15 protein-coding genes are annotated in these 16,454 nt (G+C 65.2%); 12 read left to right on the forward strand and 3 right to left on the reverse strand.

What is annotated here, in order from left to right; translation table 11 throughout:
• Positions 1 to 97 precede the first annotated feature (97 nt).
• The gene (locus tag IC762_RS05985; protein ID WP_195787697.1) at positions 98 to 478 is read left to right on the forward strand and encodes a hypothetical protein; all 381 of its coding nucleotides are present in this window, start codon (positions 98 to 100) and stop codon (positions 476 to 478) included.
• Positions 479 to 577: 99 nt separating this feature from the next.
• On the opposite strand, the gene IC762_RS05990 is transcribed toward IC762_RS05985, so the two are convergent.
• Positions 578 to 1,429 (reverse strand): SDR family NAD(P)-dependent oxidoreductase, encoded by an 852-nt coding sequence (locus IC762_RS05990; protein ID WP_195787698.1) that lies wholly within the window; start codon positions 1,427 to 1,429, stop codon positions 578 to 580.
• 258 nt (positions 1,430 to 1,687) lie between these two features.
• On the opposite strand from IC762_RS05990, the gene IC762_RS05995 reads away from it, so the two are divergent.
• Positions 1,688 to 3,184, forward strand: coding sequence for an aldehyde dehydrogenase family protein (locus tag IC762_RS05995; protein ID WP_195787699.1), 1,497 nt, complete (start codon positions 1,688 to 1,690; stop codon positions 3,182 to 3,184).
• Positions 3,185 to 3,474: 290 nt separating this feature from the next.
• Here the strand turns inward: IC762_RS05995 and IC762_RS06000 are convergent, their stop codons facing one another.
• Positions 3,475 to 3,858 (reverse strand): winged helix-turn-helix domain-containing protein, encoded by a 384-nt coding sequence (locus IC762_RS06000; protein WP_195787700.1) that lies wholly within the window; start codon positions 3,856 to 3,858, stop codon positions 3,475 to 3,477.
• Positions 3,859 to 4,021: 163 nt separating this feature from the next.
• Here IC762_RS06000 and IC762_RS06005 point away from each other — a divergent pair, with 163 nt between their 5' ends.
• From IC762_RS06005 to IC762_RS06015, 3 genes are all read left to right on the forward strand, one after another.
• Positions 4,022 to 5,149, forward strand: coding sequence for an alkene reductase (locus IC762_RS06005; RefSeq protein ID WP_195787701.1), 1,128 nt, complete (start codon positions 4,022 to 4,024; stop codon positions 5,147 to 5,149).
• Positions 5,150 to 5,266: 117 nt separating this feature from the next.
• Entirely contained in the window at positions 5,267 to 5,785 is a 519-nt protein-coding gene (locus IC762_RS06010) for a GFA family protein (protein WP_195787702.1), read from the forward strand.
• A gap of 110 nt (positions 5,786 to 5,895) precedes the next feature.
• Entirely contained in the window at positions 5,896 to 7,560 is a 1,665-nt protein-coding gene (locus IC762_RS06015) for a thiamine pyrophosphate-binding protein (RefSeq protein WP_195787703.1), read from the forward strand.
• Between the two features lie 205 nt (positions 7,561 to 7,765).
• On the opposite strand, the gene IC762_RS06020 is transcribed toward IC762_RS06015, so the two are convergent.
• Positions 7,766 to 9,133, reverse strand: coding sequence for an LLM class flavin-dependent oxidoreductase (locus IC762_RS06020; RefSeq protein WP_195787704.1), 1,368 nt, complete (start codon positions 9,131 to 9,133; stop codon positions 7,766 to 7,768).
• A gap of 173 nt (positions 9,134 to 9,306) precedes the next feature.
• On the opposite strand from IC762_RS06020, the gene IC762_RS06025 reads away from it, so the two are divergent.
• The 7 genes from IC762_RS06025 (at position 9,307) to IC762_RS06055 (ending at position 16,453) form a co-directional block, all read left to right on the forward strand.
• On the forward strand, positions 9,307 to 10,689 hold the full coding sequence (locus IC762_RS06025) for a M20 family metallopeptidase (RefSeq protein WP_195787705.1): 1,383 nt from the start codon (positions 9,307 to 9,309) through the stop codon (positions 10,687 to 10,689).
• A gap of 121 nt (positions 10,690 to 10,810) precedes the next feature.
• Positions 10,811 to 12,058, forward strand: a complete 1,248-nt coding sequence (locus tag IC762_RS06030; protein WP_246801447.1) for an MFS transporter — start codon at positions 10,811 to 10,813, stop codon at positions 12,056 to 12,058.
• Between the two features lie 339 nt (positions 12,059 to 12,397).
• Positions 12,398 to 13,243: an IclR family transcriptional regulator gene (locus IC762_RS06035; protein WP_195787707.1), complete on the forward strand. Its 846-nt coding sequence runs from the start codon at positions 12,398 to 12,400 to the stop codon at positions 13,241 to 13,243.
• A 129-nt stretch (positions 13,244 to 13,372) separates the two neighbouring features.
• A complete protein-coding gene (locus IC762_RS06040) occupies positions 13,373 to 13,786 on the forward strand; it encodes a hypothetical protein (RefSeq protein WP_195787708.1) in 414 nt (137 codons plus the stop codon).
• Positions 13,783 to 14,631 (forward strand): alpha/beta fold hydrolase, encoded by an 849-nt coding sequence (locus tag IC762_RS06045; protein WP_195787709.1) that lies wholly within the window; start codon positions 13,783 to 13,785, stop codon positions 14,629 to 14,631. The genes IC762_RS06040 and IC762_RS06045 overlap by 4 nt, the downstream gene beginning before the upstream one ends.
• Positions 14,632 to 14,659: 28 nt before the next feature.
• Positions 14,660 to 15,571 carry an amino acid ABC transporter substrate-binding protein gene (locus IC762_RS06050; RefSeq protein ID WP_195787710.1) on the forward strand — a complete coding sequence of 304 codons (912 nt, stop codon included), beginning with the start codon at positions 14,660 to 14,662 and terminating at the stop codon, positions 15,569 to 15,571.
• A 150-nt stretch (positions 15,572 to 15,721) separates the two neighbouring features.
• Positions 15,722 to 16,453 (forward strand): amino acid ABC transporter permease, encoded by a 732-nt coding sequence (locus IC762_RS06055; RefSeq protein ID WP_195787711.1) that lies wholly within the window; start codon positions 15,722 to 15,724, stop codon positions 16,451 to 16,453.
• Position 16,454: the final 1 nt, after the last annotated feature.

A 16,454-nucleotide genomic window follows, 5' to 3' on the forward strand; every position in this document is an offset into this window, starting at 1 on the left:
ACGGCCAAAGAAGGGACCCCGCAATCGCGGCTGGACTGCGGCAGCCTGAGCGATATATTCTATCGGATATAACGATGAAATGATCCGGAGTCCAGGTATGCAGATCGAAACCCAGGAGCTCACCACCTGCGAGGTCGCGCCCGACGGCTGCGCCATTTCGCTCGGCTTCGTGGACGGCAAGGGCGAGCCGGCGACGATCCGGCTCTCGATCAACCAGGTCGGCGCGCTGGTGATGACCTTGCCCGGGCTGATCAGCAAGGCGCTGCAGACCCGGTTCGGCGACCAGTCGCTGCGCTACGCCTATCCGCTGGATTCATGGGTGATCGAGCAGTCGACCGATCCGAGCCAGGGCATGATGACCTTGAAGACCTCCGACGGCTTCAGCGTCTGCTTCTCGATCCCGCGCGCCCAGCAGAGCGAGCTCGGCGAGGCGCTGGTCTCGCAACCGGCGACGCCGGTACAGGTGCGGGCGAATTAGAAAATTCGTAGCTTCGTAGGGTGGGCAAAGCGCAGCGTGCCCACCATTTCCGGCGTGCTCGTGAAGGTGGGCACGCTGCGCTTTGCCCACCCTACGACCTCACTTCCCCTTCACGAATGCCGCGAACGCATCGCCGTAAGCCTTGTGCCAGCGCGACAGCGGCGGGCGGTTCTCGACGATGTCGCCTGCGGCCCACAGGATGCGGCGCTCGTCGAGCGTGCGCGGCACGTCGTTGTCGGGGCAGAGGATGTAGAAATCGCCGTCGTCCAACCGCTCGATCATGAAGTCGACGGTCTGCTCGGCGGTCCAGGCGGCAGCTGGCTTCTCGGTACGGCCGCGCGAGGTCAGCCCGGTGAAGACGAAGCCGGGGATCAAGAGATGCGCCGTGATCTTGCAGCCGTCGGTGTTGCGCAATTCGTGCTGCAGCGCCTCGGTGAACGCCTTCACGCCGGCCTTGGAGACATTGTAGGCGGGATCGCCCGGCGGCGTGGTGATGCCCTGCTTGGAGCCGGTGTTGATGATCAGCCCCGGCCGGCCACGCTTGATCATGTTGGGCGCAAAGGTCTGCGTGCCATTGATGACGCCCCACAGATTGACGCCGAGGATGCGCTGCCAATTGTCTGACGGCCCGAACATCGTGCTGCCGGGCTGGATGCCGGCATTGTTCATCAGGATGTCGGTGCCGCCGAATTGTTTCGTCACCGCGGCCTCGAACGCCGCCACCGCATCCGCACGGCTGACGTCGACCGCTGATGTCATGATATCGGCCGCACCGCCCGGCGCCGCAGATGATAATTTTGTCGCAGCCGCCTTTAGCCGGTCATCGCCGAGATCGGCGATGCAGACCTTCATGCCGGCCTGCGCGAACCGCAGCGCGGCGGCAAGTCCGATGCCGGAGGCGCCTCCGGTGATCACGGCAACATGATTGGGCGACATCGCGGGATGGGGCATCGCAGGTCTCCGGACACATATGTGGCTGAGGCATCGATCGTGTTTTCAAGCGAACTGGTTCCCGGTTCGCGTGAGGAAAACGCGTCACGGCAACGAGCCTATCATATCGCGCGTAGCATGCACGCGGGACGCATGGGAGGTCTTCATGTGTGCTGCCCATCTCAACGCCCGCGTGACTTTACGGTTTCGCGCCGGCGCTGTAGAATCCGCAATATAACGCTTCCAAAAGACCTCAGCCGACATTCAGGGAGTGCAAACATGGCTGTTTCACAGGCTATTCCGATCACGCGCCATCCGTATGCCGATGGCTCCTACAAGCAGATGCTGATCGACGGCAAATGGGTCGACGCCGCCTCCGGCAAGAAATTCGAGACGCATAACCCCGCGACCGGCGAGCTGCTCGCCACCGTCGCCGAGGGCGATGCCGAAGACATCAACCGCGCCGTGGTGGCCGCGCGCCGCGCCTTCGAGGGGCCGTGGAGCAAGGTCAGGCCGTTCGAGCGGCAGAACCTGCTGCTCAAGCTCGCCGAGCTGGTCGAAGCCAATTTCGAGGAGCTGTCCCAGCTCGACACGCTCGACATGGGCGCGCCGATCAGCCGCACCCGCGGCAACAGACTGCGTGCGCTCGGCATGCTGCGCTACTACGCCGGCCAGGCCACCGCGATCCATGGCGAGACCATCGAGAACTCGCTGCCCGGCGAGATCTTCTCCTACACGCTGAAGGAGCCGATCGGCGTGGTCGGCGCCATCATTCCCTGGAACGGGCCGCTGACCGCCTCGATCTGGAAGATCGGGCCGGCGATCGCGACCGGCTGCACCGTGGTGCTGAAGCCGGCGGAAGAATCGCCGCTGACGTCGCTGCGGCTCGCCGAGCTCTGCATGGAAGCCGGCGTTCCGGCGGGCGTGGTCAACGTCGTGCCCGGCTATGGCGAGACCGCGGGCGCCGCGCTCGCCTCGCATCCCGACGTCGACAAGGTCGCCTTCACCGGTTCGCACATCACGGGCCAGTCGATCATCCGCGCCTCGGCCGGCAACCTCAAGCGCGTCTCGCTCGAGCTCGGCGGCAAATCGCCGGACATCGTGTTCGCCGACGCCGATCTCGACGCGGCGGTGCCGGGCGCGGCAATGGCGGTGTTCGCCAACTCCGGCCAGATCTGCAGCGCCGGCACGCGACTGTTCGTCGAGCAGAAGGTCTATGACGAGTTCGTCGGCCGTGTCGCCGAGTTCGGCAAGAAGCTGCAGGTTGGCAACGGCCTCGATCCCAACACCCAGATCGGGCCGCTGGTGTCGAAGGATCAGATGGATCGCGTCTCCGGCTATCTCGACATCGGCGCGAAGGAAGGCGCCAAGGCCGTTACCGGCGGCGGCCGTCTCACCGAGGGCGCGCTGTCGAAGGGCTACTTCGTGCAGCCGACCGTGTTCGCCAATGTGCAGGACAACATGCGCATCGCGCAGGAGGAGATCTTCGGCCCGGTGATCTCGGCGATCTCCTTCAAGGATCCGGACGAACTTATCAAGCGCGCCAACGCCACCACCTTCGGCCTCGGCTCCGGCGTCTGGACCACCAATGTCAGCAAGGCGCACCAGGTCGCGAAAGCGTTGCGCGCCGGCTCGGTCTGGGTCAATTGCTACCAGGCGATGGACCCCGCGGTGCCGTTCGGCGGCTACAAGATGAGCGGCTACGGCCGCGAGTCCGGCAAGCAGCACGTCGAGGAGTACCTCAACGTCAAGGCGGTCTGGATCAAGACCGGCTAGCTGCCGCCTCGATCTCTCGGCTCCTGCGACAGCCGTCTCCACGTCGTCATGGCCGGGCTTGTCCCGGCCATCCACGTCCTTGCTTGCGAGAAGCTAGACGTGGACGCTCGGGACAAGCCCGGGCATGACGAGCTATGGGACGGAGCGGGATTTCGGAATATTGGAAGAATACCCCCGAGTTGCCCGATGTGTCAAGCTACCGTTGCCTGGTCGAACGCCGACCGCCGGCCCCTTTGCATGGGGTTGTTTTCGATGTTTTAGCGACGGGCCCCTGCGACCGGCGGGTGGGACTACCGTGCCGCCGCCTTCTTCGGCTTGCCGATATCGCTGCGCAGCGCCTCCAGATCCTTGCGCACGGCGCTGGCCGCGTCGCGCTCGATCTTGCGGTAGCGCGCCACGAGCGACAGGCCGAACGGGGTCAGCACCGCGCCGCCGCCGTTCTTGCCGCCGGTCTGGCGCTCCACCGCGGCCTGCCGGCAGATCCGGTTGATCTCGTCGACCAGGTCCCAGGCGCGCTTGTAGCTCATGTCCATGGCGCGGCCGGCGGCGGAGATCGAGCCGCATTCCTTGATGTGTTCGAGCAGCAGGATCTTGCCCGGCCCGATCCGGTCCTGGGCATCGAGGTCGATGCGGACGCTCAGGGAGGGGAGCAATGTGGCGCTCGGTTTCGACATGGCAAGCCTGCTAGAGCGTTTTCGAGCGAAGTGGAGACCGGTTCGCGTGAAGAAAACGCGTCAAAACTAGAATCCCTGTTCCATAGATTGCCACTACAGGCTTTTGCGAACAAGATGAACCCATTACATAGGCGCAAGTCACATAAGAATATTTGGGGCAGGCATGAATCCTCCGTCGCTGTTCTCTCCGCTCAAGATCGGTCCGTACCAGCTCCAGCACCGCGTCGTCATGGCGCCGCTGACCCGGCTCCGGGCGGCGCGGCCGAGCCTCGCGCCGCGGCCGCTCAACGCCGCATATTACGCGCAGCGCGCCACACAAGGCGGCCTGATCATCGCGGAGGCCTCGCCGGTGGTCGCGACCGGCTTCGGCAATCCCGGCGTCCCCGGCATCTACAGCGAGGCGCAGATCGCGGGCTGGCGCGAGGTGACGAGCGCCGTGCACGCCAAGGGCGGCTTGATCTTCCTGCAGCTCTGGCACGTCGGCCGCGTTTCGCATTCCTCGTTCCAGCCCGGTGGCGCGCTGCCGGTGGCACCTTCGGCGGTGGCGATCGCGCCCGAGTTCAGGGCGATGACGGCTGACGGCAAGGTGGTCGATTACGAGACGCCGCGCGCGCTCGAGACCCACGAAGTGCCGCTGATGGTCGAGGCCTACCGGCAGGGCGCCAGGAATGCGCTCGCCGCCGGCTTCGACGGCGTCGAGATCCACGGCGCCAATGGCTATCTGGTCGAGCAGTTCCTGCAATCGAAGAGCAACCTGCGCACCGACCAGTATGGCGGATCGATCGAGAATCGCACCCGCTTCCTGATCGAGGTGACGCAGGCCGCGATCGACGTCTGGGGCGCCAACCGCGTCGGCGTCCGGCTGTCGCCCTACGGCATCGCCAATGGCAGCGGCGAGGCCGACCCGATGCCGCTCTACGGGCACGCCATCAAACAGCTCGACAGGCTCGGGCTCGCCTATTTGCACTTCATCGAGCCGCGTGCCTCCGGCACCGGCCGTGCCGAGGTCGACTGGAAGAACGTGCCGTCGGCGATGGTGCTGTACCGCCCGATGTGGAGCGGCGTGCTGATCTCGGCCGGCAATTTCGGCGGCGACGGCGCGCAGCGTGCGATCGCCGAAGGCCACGCCGACGCGATCGCCTTCGGCCGCTTCTTCATCTCCAACCCGGACCTGCCGCGCCGCTTGCAGCGCGGCTATCCGTTGACGCCCTACAACCGCGCCACCTTCTACACCGGCGAGGAGAAGGGCTACACGGATTATCCCATGCACGACGAGCTGGCGCAGGCGTAGGCGGCGACGCCGGCTCGATCCGCGTCATTGCGAGGAGCGAAGCGACGAAGCAATCCATCGCTCCGCAGATGCGGATGGATTGCTTCGCTTCGCTTCGCTCGCAATGACGGTGGCACGATGTTTCCGGATGACGACGAACTCTCACCCGCCAAAAAGCCAAAACCCGTTGCGCTCGCTAAGCCCGCCGCGGGCCAATGCCTGTGCGGCAAAATCCGCTTCGAGATCGACGTGCCGGCACGCTGGGCCTGGCACGATCACACCGCCGCCAGCCGCCGCGCGCATGGCGCGGCCTATGCGACCTATGTCGGCAGCTGGCGCAAGCGCTTCCGCATCACGCAAGGCGCGAGCGCACTCTCGCGGTATGAAGACAAGGCGACCAGGACCGCGCGCAGCTTCTGCGCCAGTTGCGGCACGCCCATCATCTACGAACGCCCTCGCTCACCGCATATGGTCAACATCCCGCGCGCGCTGTTCTCGGGCCGCACCGGGCGGCAGCCGCTCTATCACATCGCGATCGAGGAGCTGCAGGAATGGGCCTACACCGGCGAGCCGCTGGTGCCGCTGAAGGGCTATCCCGGCGTGGTCTGGCAGCGCTCGAAAAAGAAGAAGCGCGCCGAGCGCGAGGGGATGTTCTGAGGCGCGCGCCTGCGGAATGCAGCCATGACCGGTCGCTCGATTGCTCCCGTCGCGCAAGTTTGGTCATCTCCGCCGGAGCTGGCCAATGTGCCGGCAGGCGTGGAGGAAACATGAAGAACCGCATTACCGGCCGCTCGGCATTTCTGGCGCTGCTGAAGGACGAGGGTGTCACCCATCTGTTCGGCAATCCCGGCACCACCGAATTGCCGATCATGCATGCGCTGAAGGACCATCCCGATCTCACCTATGTGATGGCGATGCAGGAGAGCCTCGTCGTGGCGATGGCCGACGGTTTCAGCCGCGCCTCCGGCAAGCTCGTTGCCTGCAACGTCCACGTCGCGCCCGGTCTCGGCAACGCGATGGGCTCGCTCTACAATGCAAGCTTCACCGGCACGCCGTTGATCCTCACCGCAGGTCAGCAGGAGCAGGGGCACGGCCTGACCGAGCCGGTGCTCTACGGCCCGCTGGTGCAGATGGCTACTCCCTTGGTGAAATGGGCCGTCGAGGTCACGCGGCTGGAGGACCTGCCGCGCATCGTGCGCCGCGCCGCCAAGATCGCGACCACGCCGCCGACCGGGCCGGTGTTCATTTCGCTGCCCGGCGACATCCTCAATGCCGAGGCCGGCATCGAGCTCGGCCGCTCTACCCGCATCGACACGCGGGTCCGGCCGTCGGAGGATTCGCTGAAGGCGCTCGCCGCACGTATCCTGAAGGCGGAGCGGCCGGTGATCATTGTCGGCGACGAGATCGTCAAGAGCGACGCGCTGCGCGAGGCGGCGGATCTCGCGGAGGCGCTGGGCTGCCCGGCCTGGCAGTCGTCGACGCCCTATGGCGCGCACTTCCTCTCCGAAAGCCCATGTTTCATGGGCGCGGTCGCGCGGCTGCAGAAGGTCGCGCGCGACGTGCTGGCGCCGCACGATCTGCTGATCGCGCTCGGCGGTGATCCATTGCGGATGTCTGTTTACAGCGAGATCGATCCGCTGCCCGAAGGCGTGTCGATCGTGCAGGTCGGCCTGGTCGACAATGACCTCGCCCGGAACTACGGCGCCGAGATTGCGGTGAAGGCGGACGTGAAGGAAACGTTGCGCACGCTGGTGCCGGCACTGAAGCAGGCCGGCGGCGCTGCACTGGAGTCGCGCGCGAAGCAGGGGCTCGCCGCACTCGCGCCGAAGAACTGGGCGGCGAAGCGCAAGGCGCTGGTCGAGCAGATTTCGAAGGCAAGCCGCACCTCGCCGATCGACCCGGACTGGCTCGCGCTGCAAGTCGTCGAGGCGATGCCCGAGAACGCGATCCTGGTCGATGAGGGCCTGACCTCGTCGCGCAATCTGATCGGCTTGCGGCCGCATCGCGACCGCTACGGCTATCACGCGCTCGCTTCCGGGGGCATCGGCTGGGGCCTGCCGGCGTCGGTCGGCGTCAGCCTCGCCAATCCGACCCGCCCGGTGGTGTGCTATTCCGGCGACGGCTCCTCGATGTATTCGATCCAGTCGCTGTGGACGGCGGCCAACCACAAGCTGCCGCTCAACTTTGTCATCGTCAACAATGGTGGCTACCGCATCATCAAGCAGCGCCTGCTCGCCTTCCATGGCGACGACAATTATGTCGGCATGGACTTCATCGATCCGCCGGTCGATTTCACCGGCGTGGCAAGGTCGCTCGGTCTCGAGGCGATCAAGGTGTCAGATCCGCAAGCATTGAAGAGCGTGATGAAGGATGCGTTCGGCAGGCCGGGAGCCAAGCTGATCGAGGTCGTGGTGAGCAATTCGGTGAACTAGTTTCTCCATCACCGTCATCTTGAGGCCCTCGCAAGCGTCGCCAAACATTCAGGGTCGTCCCGGCGAAGGCCGGGACCCATAACCACCGATAGTTATCATTTCGCGTCGGTGGAATGACGAGTCTCACTACCAACATCCGCTGCGGAGTATGGGTCCCGGCCTTCGCCGGGACGACAGCGGAGTATGTGGTGCGTCAGCATCCAGCTCACTTCATCCGATACCGGCTCCCCGGATGGGTGCCGTCGAGCCGCGCCCGTCCGGCGCCGAACAGCTTCTCCCGCAGCGTGCCCTTCGCATACTCGCTCTTGTACCGGCCGCGCCTGGTCAGCTCCGGCACCAGCATGTCGGCGATATCCTCGAAATCGCCGGGCGAGATCGCGAATGCGACGTTGAGGCCGTCGACGCCGGTCTCCTCGAACCATTGCTCGATCTTGTCGGCGACCTGCGTGGGCGAACCGACCACGACGGGGCCGGCGCCGCCGATGCCGACATGCTCGGCGACCTCGCGCACGGTCCAGACGCGGTCGGGATCGGCGCGGGTGACGTTGTCCATCGCGGAGCGGCCGGCGTCGTTCTGCACGTGACGCACTTCCTGGTCGAGCGAGTAGGTCGAGAAGTCGACGCCGGTCCAGCCGGACATCAGCGCCAGCGCACCCTCATGGCTGATATGGCTGCGATACTCCGCATATTTCGCTTGCGCCTCCGTCTCGGTCGGCGCCACCACGATGCACATCATGGAGAACATCAAAATCTCGGCCGGGTTGCGGCCCTTCGCGGCGGCGAGCTCGCGGATCGCCGAGACGCGTGGGCCGATCACCTTCGCCGACGGCCCCGACATGAAGACGCATTCGGCGTGCTCGGCGGCGAACTGCCGGCCGCGCGGTGAAGTGCCGGCCTGGTACAGCACCGGCGTCCGTTGCGGCGACGGCTCGGAGAGATGGATCGCGTTGAGCCGGTAGTTCGTGCCCTCGTGGCGCACGGGATGCACCTTCGATGGATCGGTGAAGATGCTGCGTGCGACGTCGCGGATCGCGGCGTCGTCTTCCCAGCTGCCTTCCCAGAGCTTGTAGACCAGCTCCATATATTCGTCGGCGAGCTCGTAGCGGTCGTCATGCGCGGTCTGCTTGTCCTTGCCGGCGCCGCGCGCGGCCGAGTCGAGATAGCCGGTGACCACGTTCCAGCCGACCCGGCCAGAGGTCAGATGGTCGAGCGTCGACATCCGTCGCGCGAACGGGTAGGGCGGTTCGAACGAGAGGTTGCTGGTGACGCCGAAGCCGAGGTTTTCGGTCACGGCGGCCATCGCCGGGATCAGCATCAGCGGCTCGTTGGCCGGGGTCTGCGCCGCATTGCGCAGCGCGGCATCCGGGGTGCCCGCATAGACGTCGTAGACGCCGAGCACGTCGGCGAGGAACAGGCCGTCGAACCGGCCGCGCTCCAGCGTCTTCGCCAGATCGGTCCAGTACGACAGCTTGTTATAATCCTTGGTGCGGTCGCGCGGATGGGTCCACAATCCCGGCGACTGATGCGCCACGCAGTTCATGGCAAAGGCGTTGAGCCGGATCTGTTTTGTCATTGTCGAAACCTGAGCGCCGCTTCATTGATGCCCGGTCGGATGCCGGGCTTCCCCGCACCAACTTGTTGCGACTTCCCACGTTTTGGCAAGGCCCATTCGCATTTCGTGCCCTTCCGGTCGCGCGATGATCCCGATAGGTTGGCCGACGGAACGACATCTTCAAAGGGACAATCATGGCGACACGGGCCGACGCGATCGCGATCGCGCGAGAGCATTTTCAATCGGGACAGTTTCTGAAGGAGCTGAACGCCAGGGTTGGCTACCAGACCGAGAGCCTGAACGCCGACAAGGCGGATGCCTTGCGCGCCTATCTGGTCGAGAATCTGCAGCCGGCCTTCGCCGAGCTCGATTTCAAGACCAGGCTGATCGAATCGCCGACCGGCCGCGGTCCCTATCTGATCGCCGATTATCGGGAAGACGCCGCACGGCCGACCGTGCTCACCTATGGTCATGGCGACGTCGTCGACGGCATGGTCGGCGAGTGGCGCGACGGACTCAATCCCTGGCAGACCACGGTCAAGGGCGAGCGCGTCTACGGCCGCGGCACCGCCGACAACAAGGGCCAGCACTCGATCAACATGGCCGCGCTCCGCGCGGTGAAGCAGGCGCGCGGCGGCAAGCTCGGATTCAACGCCAAATTCATCATCGAGACCGGCGAGGAGATCGGCTCGCCCGATCTGCGCGAGGTCTGTGAAGCCCATCGCGAGGAACTGAAGGCCGATCTGTTCGTGGCGTCCGACGGGCCGCGGCTGTCGGCCGAGCGGCCGACCATCTTCCTCGGCTGCCGCGGCGGCAACCGCATCCATCTCGACGTCGTCTTGCGCGAGGGCGGCAATCATTCCGGCAATTGGGGCGGCGTGCTGGCCAATCCCGCGACGATCCTGTGCAACGCGATCGCGAGCCTGGTCGACGGCAAGGGCCGCATGAAGCTCGACATCCTCAAGCCGCCGCCGATCTCCAACCGCGTCCGCGCCGCGCTCGCTGACGTCAAGATCGAACCTTCAGCGGACGAGCCTCAGCTTGCGGAGGATTGGGGCGAGGAGGGGCTGACGCCGGCCGAGCGGCTCTATGCCTGGAACACGCTCGAAGTGCTGGCGATGTCGACGGGCAATATCGACAAGCCGGCTAACGCTATTCCCGGCAAGGCCAGCGCCGTGCTGCAACTCCGCTTCGTCGTCGGCACGAAGTATCTCGAAGTGATCGACGGTGTGCGCGATTACCTGCACAAGAACGGCTTTCCGATGGTCGAGGTGTCGGGCGCGCAGCGCTTCGGCGCCTCGCGCACCGACATGGATAGTCCCTGGATCGACTGGGCGGCGCAGTCGATCCGCACCACCACCGGCAAGGCGCCCGCGGTGCTGCCCAATTTCGGCGGCTCGCTGCCGAACGACGTGTTCTCCGAAGGGCTCGACCTGCCGACGATCTGGGTACCGCACTCCTATCCGGGCTGCTCGCAGCACGCCCCCGACGAGCACATCCTGCTGCCGGTCACGGAGGAGGCGCTGACCATCATGGCCGGCCTGTTCTGGGATCTCGGCGAGACGCCGCGGAAGTGACGCCTTCGCGTTCTCGTCATGGCCGGGTCAAGCCCGGCCATGACGCGTGGAGAGATTGGCGCTCGACGCTGGCAAGGGACATCAAATGACACTATCGACGCCGGCCGTTGCGCAGGGCGCAGTGGTTGACAAGAAAAACATCATCCGCCTGATCGTCGCCACCTCGATCGGCAACGCGCTCGAATGGTACGACATCTCGGTCTATGCCTATTTCGCGGTTTACATCTCCAAGGCGTTCTTTCCGGCCAATGATCCGACCACCTCGCTGCTGCTGACCTTCGGCACGTTCGGCCTCTCGTTCCTGATCCGGCCGATCGGCGGCGTCATGCTCGGCGCCTATGCCGACCGCCACGGCCGCAAGGCCTCGCTGATGCTCTCGATCGTGCTGATGACGCTGGGGACGCTCGCGCTGGCGCTGATGCCGGCCTATGCGACGATCGGCATCGTGGCGCCGGTCGCCGTGATCCTGGCGCGGCTGGTGCAGGGATTCTCCGCTGGCGGAGAATTCGGCTCGTCGACTGCGTTCCTGGTCGAGCACATGCCGGAGCGGCGCGGCTTTGTCGCGAGCTGGCAGTTCGCGAGCCAGGGCGTCAGCGGCCTGCTCGGCGCGGGCTTCGGCGCGCTGTTGACCTCGTTGATGGCGCCGGGGGACCTGCAATCCTGGGGCTGGCGGCTGCCGTTCCTGTTCGGCGTCCTGATCGGCCCGGTCGGCCTCTACATCCGCAACAATGTCGAGGATGCAACGCCGCCGCCGGCGGAAAAGCTGCAGTCACCGGTGGTGGAGGTGTTCGCGCGGCAGAAGCTCGCCACGGTGCTTGCCATCGGCGCGCTCGCGGTCTCGACCGCGGTCAATTACCTCATCGTCTACATGCCGACCTATGTCGTGAAGACGCTGAACCTCGCGCCCTCGGTCGGCTTCATTGCCTCGTTCGCCGCGCAGACCGCGGTGGCGCTGCTGGCGCCGATCGCCGGCATCGTCTCCGACCGGATCGGACGCACCACGCATATGATCTTCTTCGCACTGGTGCTGCTGGTCTCGATCTTCCCGGCCTTCCTGCTGCTCACCGGCAAGCCGACGCCATCTATCATCCTGCTCGGCGTGCTCTGGCTCGGCGTCCTCAAGACGCTCTATTACGGACCGCTCGCCGCGCTGATGTCGGAGCTGTTCCCGCCGGCGACGCGCGCCACCGGGCTCGGCCTCAGCTACAATATCGGCGTCACCGTGTTCGGCGGCATGGGGCCTGTCATCATGACCTGGCTGGGCGGCTTTGCTGCGATCGGCGAACTCGCGCCGGGTTATTACCTCACCGCGGTCTGCATCCTCAGTCTCTGGGCGCTCGTCACCATCCGCAGGATGCGGCTGGCATAGCGGCCTGCCTTCCCCCTCGCCCCGCTCTTGCGGGGAGAGGGCTGGGGTGAGGGGGCTTCTCTCCGCGCATGAGTTGCCGGTGAGACCTGTACCCCCTCACCCGGATTGCATCTGGCGATGCAATCCGCCGCAAGCGGGGCGAGGTGAAGAGAAAAGTGGATTTCGTATCGCGAAATTCACTTATGTTATTTGCTGCACAGCAGCGCAAATAGCTGAAATCATAGTTTCATCTGACGAAAGTATAAGGTGTCGAGGCGTCGTCATCCCCTTTAGGATGGCGGCCGCGGAGACTTCATCCATCGCGGATGTCGGATTCGGTGGTGGGGCTGAGGGCAGGGCATGAACGCGTCGACGACTGCGACCGCACGGGCGAGCCGGAAGAGGCTGGCGCCGGACCCGGGACAGCCCGACAAGTTCAACGCAATCCAGAAGGTCTGCGCGATCCTGCGCGTGCTGGCGCAGCGCTCGCCGCTGCGGCTGACCGACATCGCCGACGCCACGTCGCTGAACAAGGCGACTGCGCTGCGCATCCTCAACTCGCTGATCCGGGAGGGCTTCGTCACCCGGGTCACCGGGGCCAAGACCTACGAGCTCGGGCAGGAGGCGCGGGTGATGGCGGTCGGCGCGCGCCGCTCGGTCGACATCGCGGAGCTGGCGCAGCCGAGCCTGTTGCGGTTGTGCGAGCGCTCGGCGGATACCGCGCTGCTCTCGGTGCGCTCCGGCGTCGAGGCGCTCTATCTGGCGCGCTCGGTCGGCAGCAATCCGCTGCAGCCGAATTATCTGCAGATCGGCAGCCGCCGTCCGCTCGGCGTCGGTGCCGGCGCACTCGCGCTTTTGGTCTGGCTGCCGGACGCCGAGATCGAGGCCGTGATCGAGGTGATCGTGCCGCGGCTGGAGAAGTCGCCGCGGATCACGCCGAAATTCCTGCGCGAGCGGATCGCAGTCGCGCGCAAGATCGGCCACACCGTGCTGATCGACGCCGCGTTTCCCGGCATGGGCGGCGTCGGCGTGCCGGTTCGCGACGATGCCGGCGAGGTGGTGGCCGCACTCTCGATCGGCGCAGCGTCCGACCGCATCCGACGCCGCGAGGCCGAACTCGCCGAGATGCTGAAGAAGGAAGCCCAGGTGCTGGCCCGCGCGCTGGCGCAGGCGCCGAAGAACGGCCGCGCGGGCAAGATCGGCTGAGCGCCACCAGCGCGGCGACATCGCCGGGTCAAGCGAATTATCTAGCGAACCCAAGAGCATCGGTGCCTTGCGGGAACAGGCGCTTGGCGGCATCATGCGCGCGGTCGCCGCCGGAACCCCGCCTCACCCATGACGCCATCGCCCGCCGCCACCGACGACGCCGTCATGAAAGCGTTTGCCGGCCTTCCCGCATTGCTCGACCGGGCGCCGGCGCTAGTCAGACGCGGCAAGCTGCTCGATTGCGATTGCCTGATCGGCCCGATCGACCGGCCGTTTCATCTCACCATCCGCGCCGGCCGCATCGTCGAGCTCGCGCCGCCGCGCCTGATGCGCTCCTGGCGCTTTGCCTATCGCGCGACGCCGCAGGCCTGGACGGCGTATTGGCAGGCGGAGCCAAAACCTGGCTGGCACGATCTGTTGGCGTTGACCAAGCGCGGCGAAGCCGAGCTGGAAGGCGATCTTTATCCCTTCATGACCCATCTGCAGTATTTCAAGGATCTGCTGGCGTTGCCGCGCCAGCACGTCGCAGCGGCGGCATCATGAACGGCTATATCGAGCCGGTGATCGGCCGTTACGTTCACGTCGAGATCGGCGGCGAATTGCACCGCATCTATTTCGAGGAGAACGGCAAGGGCATTCCGCTGGTCTGCCTGCACACCGCCGGCGCCGACGCGCGGCAATGGCGGCATCTGCTCGCCGACGAACAGTTTGCCGAAAATTTCCGCATCATTGCCTTCGATATGCCCTGGCATGGCAAGTCGAATCCGCCGATGAGCTGGAGCGGCGATGACTATCAACTCACGACGCAGAGATACACCGAGACGATCCGCGCTTTCTGCGGAGCGCTCCAGCTGGAGCAGCCGGTGGTGATGGGCTGCTCGATCGGCGGCCGCATCGTGCTCAACCTCGCGATCGAGCATGCGCGCGAATTCCGTGCGCTGATCGGGCTCGAGGCCGCCGATTTCCAGGCGCCGTGGTACGACACCGACTGGCTCAACCGTCCGGACGTTCACGGCGGCGAGGTCTGCGCTGCGCTGGTCTCCGGGCTGATTGCCCCGCAAAGTCCCGTAGCTTCCCGGATGGAAACGCTGTGGGCTTACAAGCAGGGCGGCCCCGGCGTGTTCAAGGGCGACCTCTATTTCTATCGTGTCGACGGCGACCTGCGCGGTCGGGTCGCGTCAATCGATACTAAAGTATGCAAGCTCTATCTGCTCACGGGCGAGTATGATTTCTCCTGCACGCCCGAGGACACGAGGCGGACCGCAGCTGCAATAGGGGGCGCCAGCGTCACGATCATGGAGAAGCTCGGTCATTTTCCGATGAGCGAGAATCCCGAGCAGTTTCGACGCTACATCGCACCCGTCCTCGCTGACATTCTCAGACACTGATCGATCGTTTCCACGAAGGAGTAGACGTATGACACGCAACTATCTGATCGGCTTCGCGCTCGCCACAGCGCTTTGCGCGGGCCAGGCGCAGGCCGAGGAATTGACCGGCACGCTGAAGAACATCAAGGACACCGGCGCGATCACGCTCGGCTATCGCGATTCCTCGATCCCGTTCTCATATCTCGACGACAACCAGAAGCCCGTCGGCTACGCCATGGACATCTGCTACAAGATCGTCGACGCGGTGAAGAAGGAGCTCAAGCTCGACAAGCTCGAGGTCAAGCTCAACCCGGTGACTTCGGCGACGCGCATTCCGCTGATGGCCAACGGCACCGTCGACCTCGAATGCGGCTCGACCACCAACAATGCCGAGCGCCAGAAGCAGGTCGCCTTCACCAATACCCACTTCCTGACCGCGAGCCGCTACGTGTTCAAGAAGTCGAGCGGCCTGAAGTCGATCGACGACCTCAAGGGCAAGACCGTGGTCTCGACCGCCGGAACCACCAACATCAAGCAGCTCACCGAGGCCAATGTCGCGCGCAACCTCGGCGCCAACATCATCCCGGCCAAGGATCACGCCGAAGCCTTCCTGATGGTCGAGACCGACCGCGCGGTTGCCTTCGTGATGGACGACATCCTGCTCTCGAGCCTGGTCGCCGGCTCGAAGTCGCCGGATGACTACGTCATCTCCAAGGACGCGTTCTCCAAGCCGGAGCCGTACGGCATCATGCTGCGCAAGGACGACGCGCCGTTCAAGAAGGTCGTCGATGCCGCCACCGCCGCGCTCTACACAAGCGGCGAGGGCGAGAAGATCTACAACAAGTGGTTCGAGCAGAAGGTCCCGCCGAAGGGCCTCAACCTCAAGGTCGAGATGGCGCCGGAGCTGAAGCACGAATTCGCGAAGCCGTCGGATTCGCCGGATCCGGACAGCTACAAGTAAATTGCTGCCTTCGTGTGAGCGCTCGTCGCGCTTCCACGAGGGCTCGAACTGAGAATGTCCGGCCATTTTTGGAGGAGAATGGCCGGACATTTGCATGGACGCCGGGCCTGATCTTGGCGTAATGCGTCAGCGCCGCTGCGCGGGGGACCTGTGAACTACAACTGGAACTGGCACATCTTCCTTGAGCCGAATCCGATGGGGACCGGCACCTATCTCGACCTGTTGCTGGCGGGACTGGTGGTCACCCTGAAAACGTCGGTGCTCGCCTGGATCATCGCACTGGTCGCGGGGACGGTGATCGGCGTGCTGCGCACGCTGCCGTCGAAGACGGCGTCGTGGATCGGCTTCTGCTGGGTCGAATTCTTCCGCAACATGCCGCTATTGGTGCAGCTCTTCCTGTGGTTCTTCGTGCTGCCGGAGTTGCTACCGAGATCCGCCGGGCTTTGGCTGAAGCAAATGCCGAACGCACCGTTCTGGACGGCTGCGGTCGGCATCGGCTTCTTCATGTCGGCGCGTGTCGCCGTGCAATTGCAGGCCGGCATTGGCTCGCTGCCGCGCGGCCAGAAGCAGGCTGCGACCGCGCTCGGGCTCACCACCGTGCAGACCTATCGCTACGTGCTGCTGCCGATGGCGTTCCGCATCATCCTGCCGCCGCTGACCTCCGAATTCCTCAACACCATCAAGAACAGCGCGGTCGCCATCACCATCGGCCTGATCGAGCTGACCGGCGAGGCGCGCTCGATGCAGGAATTCTCCTTCCAGGTGTTCGAGGCGTTCACCGCGGCGACCGTGCTCTATCTCCTTCTCAATTTCGTCGTGGTGACCGGCATGCGCTTCCTCGAGCGTTATGTCGCGATCCCCGGCTACATCACGGGCAAATGAC

Origin of the sequence: Bradyrhizobium genosp. L (assembly GCF_015624485.1) — a bacterium.
Lineage (GTDB): Bacteria > Pseudomonadota > Alphaproteobacteria > Rhizobiales > Xanthobacteraceae > Bradyrhizobium.

Coding starts and splice junctions, on each gene's coding strand:
- IC762_RS06005 (WP_195787701.1), top strand. CDS start 4,022: ATGAATCCTCCGTCGCTGTTCTCTCCGCTCAAGATCGGTCCGTACCAG.
- IC762_RS06015 (WP_195787703.1), top strand. CDS start 5,896: ATGAAGAACCGCATTACCGGCCGCTCGGCATTTCTGGCGCTGCTGAAG.
- IC762_RS06010 (WP_195787702.1), top strand. CDS start 5,267: ATGTTTCCGGATGACGACGAACTCTCACCCGCCAAAAAGCCAAAACCC.
- IC762_RS05995 (WP_195787699.1), top strand. CDS start 1,688: ATGGCTGTTTCACAGGCTATTCCGATCACGCGCCATCCGTATGCCGAT.
- IC762_RS06050 (WP_195787710.1), top strand. CDS start 14,660: ATGACACGCAACTATCTGATCGGCTTCGCGCTCGCCACAGCGCTTTGC.
- IC762_RS05985 (WP_195787697.1), top strand. CDS start 98: ATGCAGATCGAAACCCAGGAGCTCACCACCTGCGAGGTCGCGCCCGAC.
- IC762_RS06045 (WP_195787709.1), top strand. CDS start 13,783: ATGAACGGCTATATCGAGCCGGTGATCGGCCGTTACGTTCACGTCGAG.
- IC762_RS06000 (WP_195787700.1), bottom strand. CDS start 3,858: ATGTCGAAACCGAGCGCCACATTGCTCCCCTCCCTGAGCGTCCGCATC.
- IC762_RS06040 (WP_195787708.1), top strand. CDS start 13,373: ATGACGCCATCGCCCGCCGCCACCGACGACGCCGTCATGAAAGCGTTT.
- IC762_RS05990 (WP_195787698.1), bottom strand. CDS start 1,429: ATGCCCCATCCCGCGATGTCGCCCAATCATGTTGCCGTGATCACCGGA.
- IC762_RS06025 (WP_195787705.1), top strand. CDS start 9,307: ATGGCGACACGGGCCGACGCGATCGCGATCGCGCGAGAGCATTTTCAA.
- IC762_RS06035 (WP_195787707.1), top strand. CDS start 12,398: ATGAACGCGTCGACGACTGCGACCGCACGGGCGAGCCGGAAGAGGCTG.
- IC762_RS06020 (WP_195787704.1), bottom strand. CDS start 9,133: ATGACAAAACAGATCCGGCTCAACGCCTTTGCCATGAACTGCGTGGCG.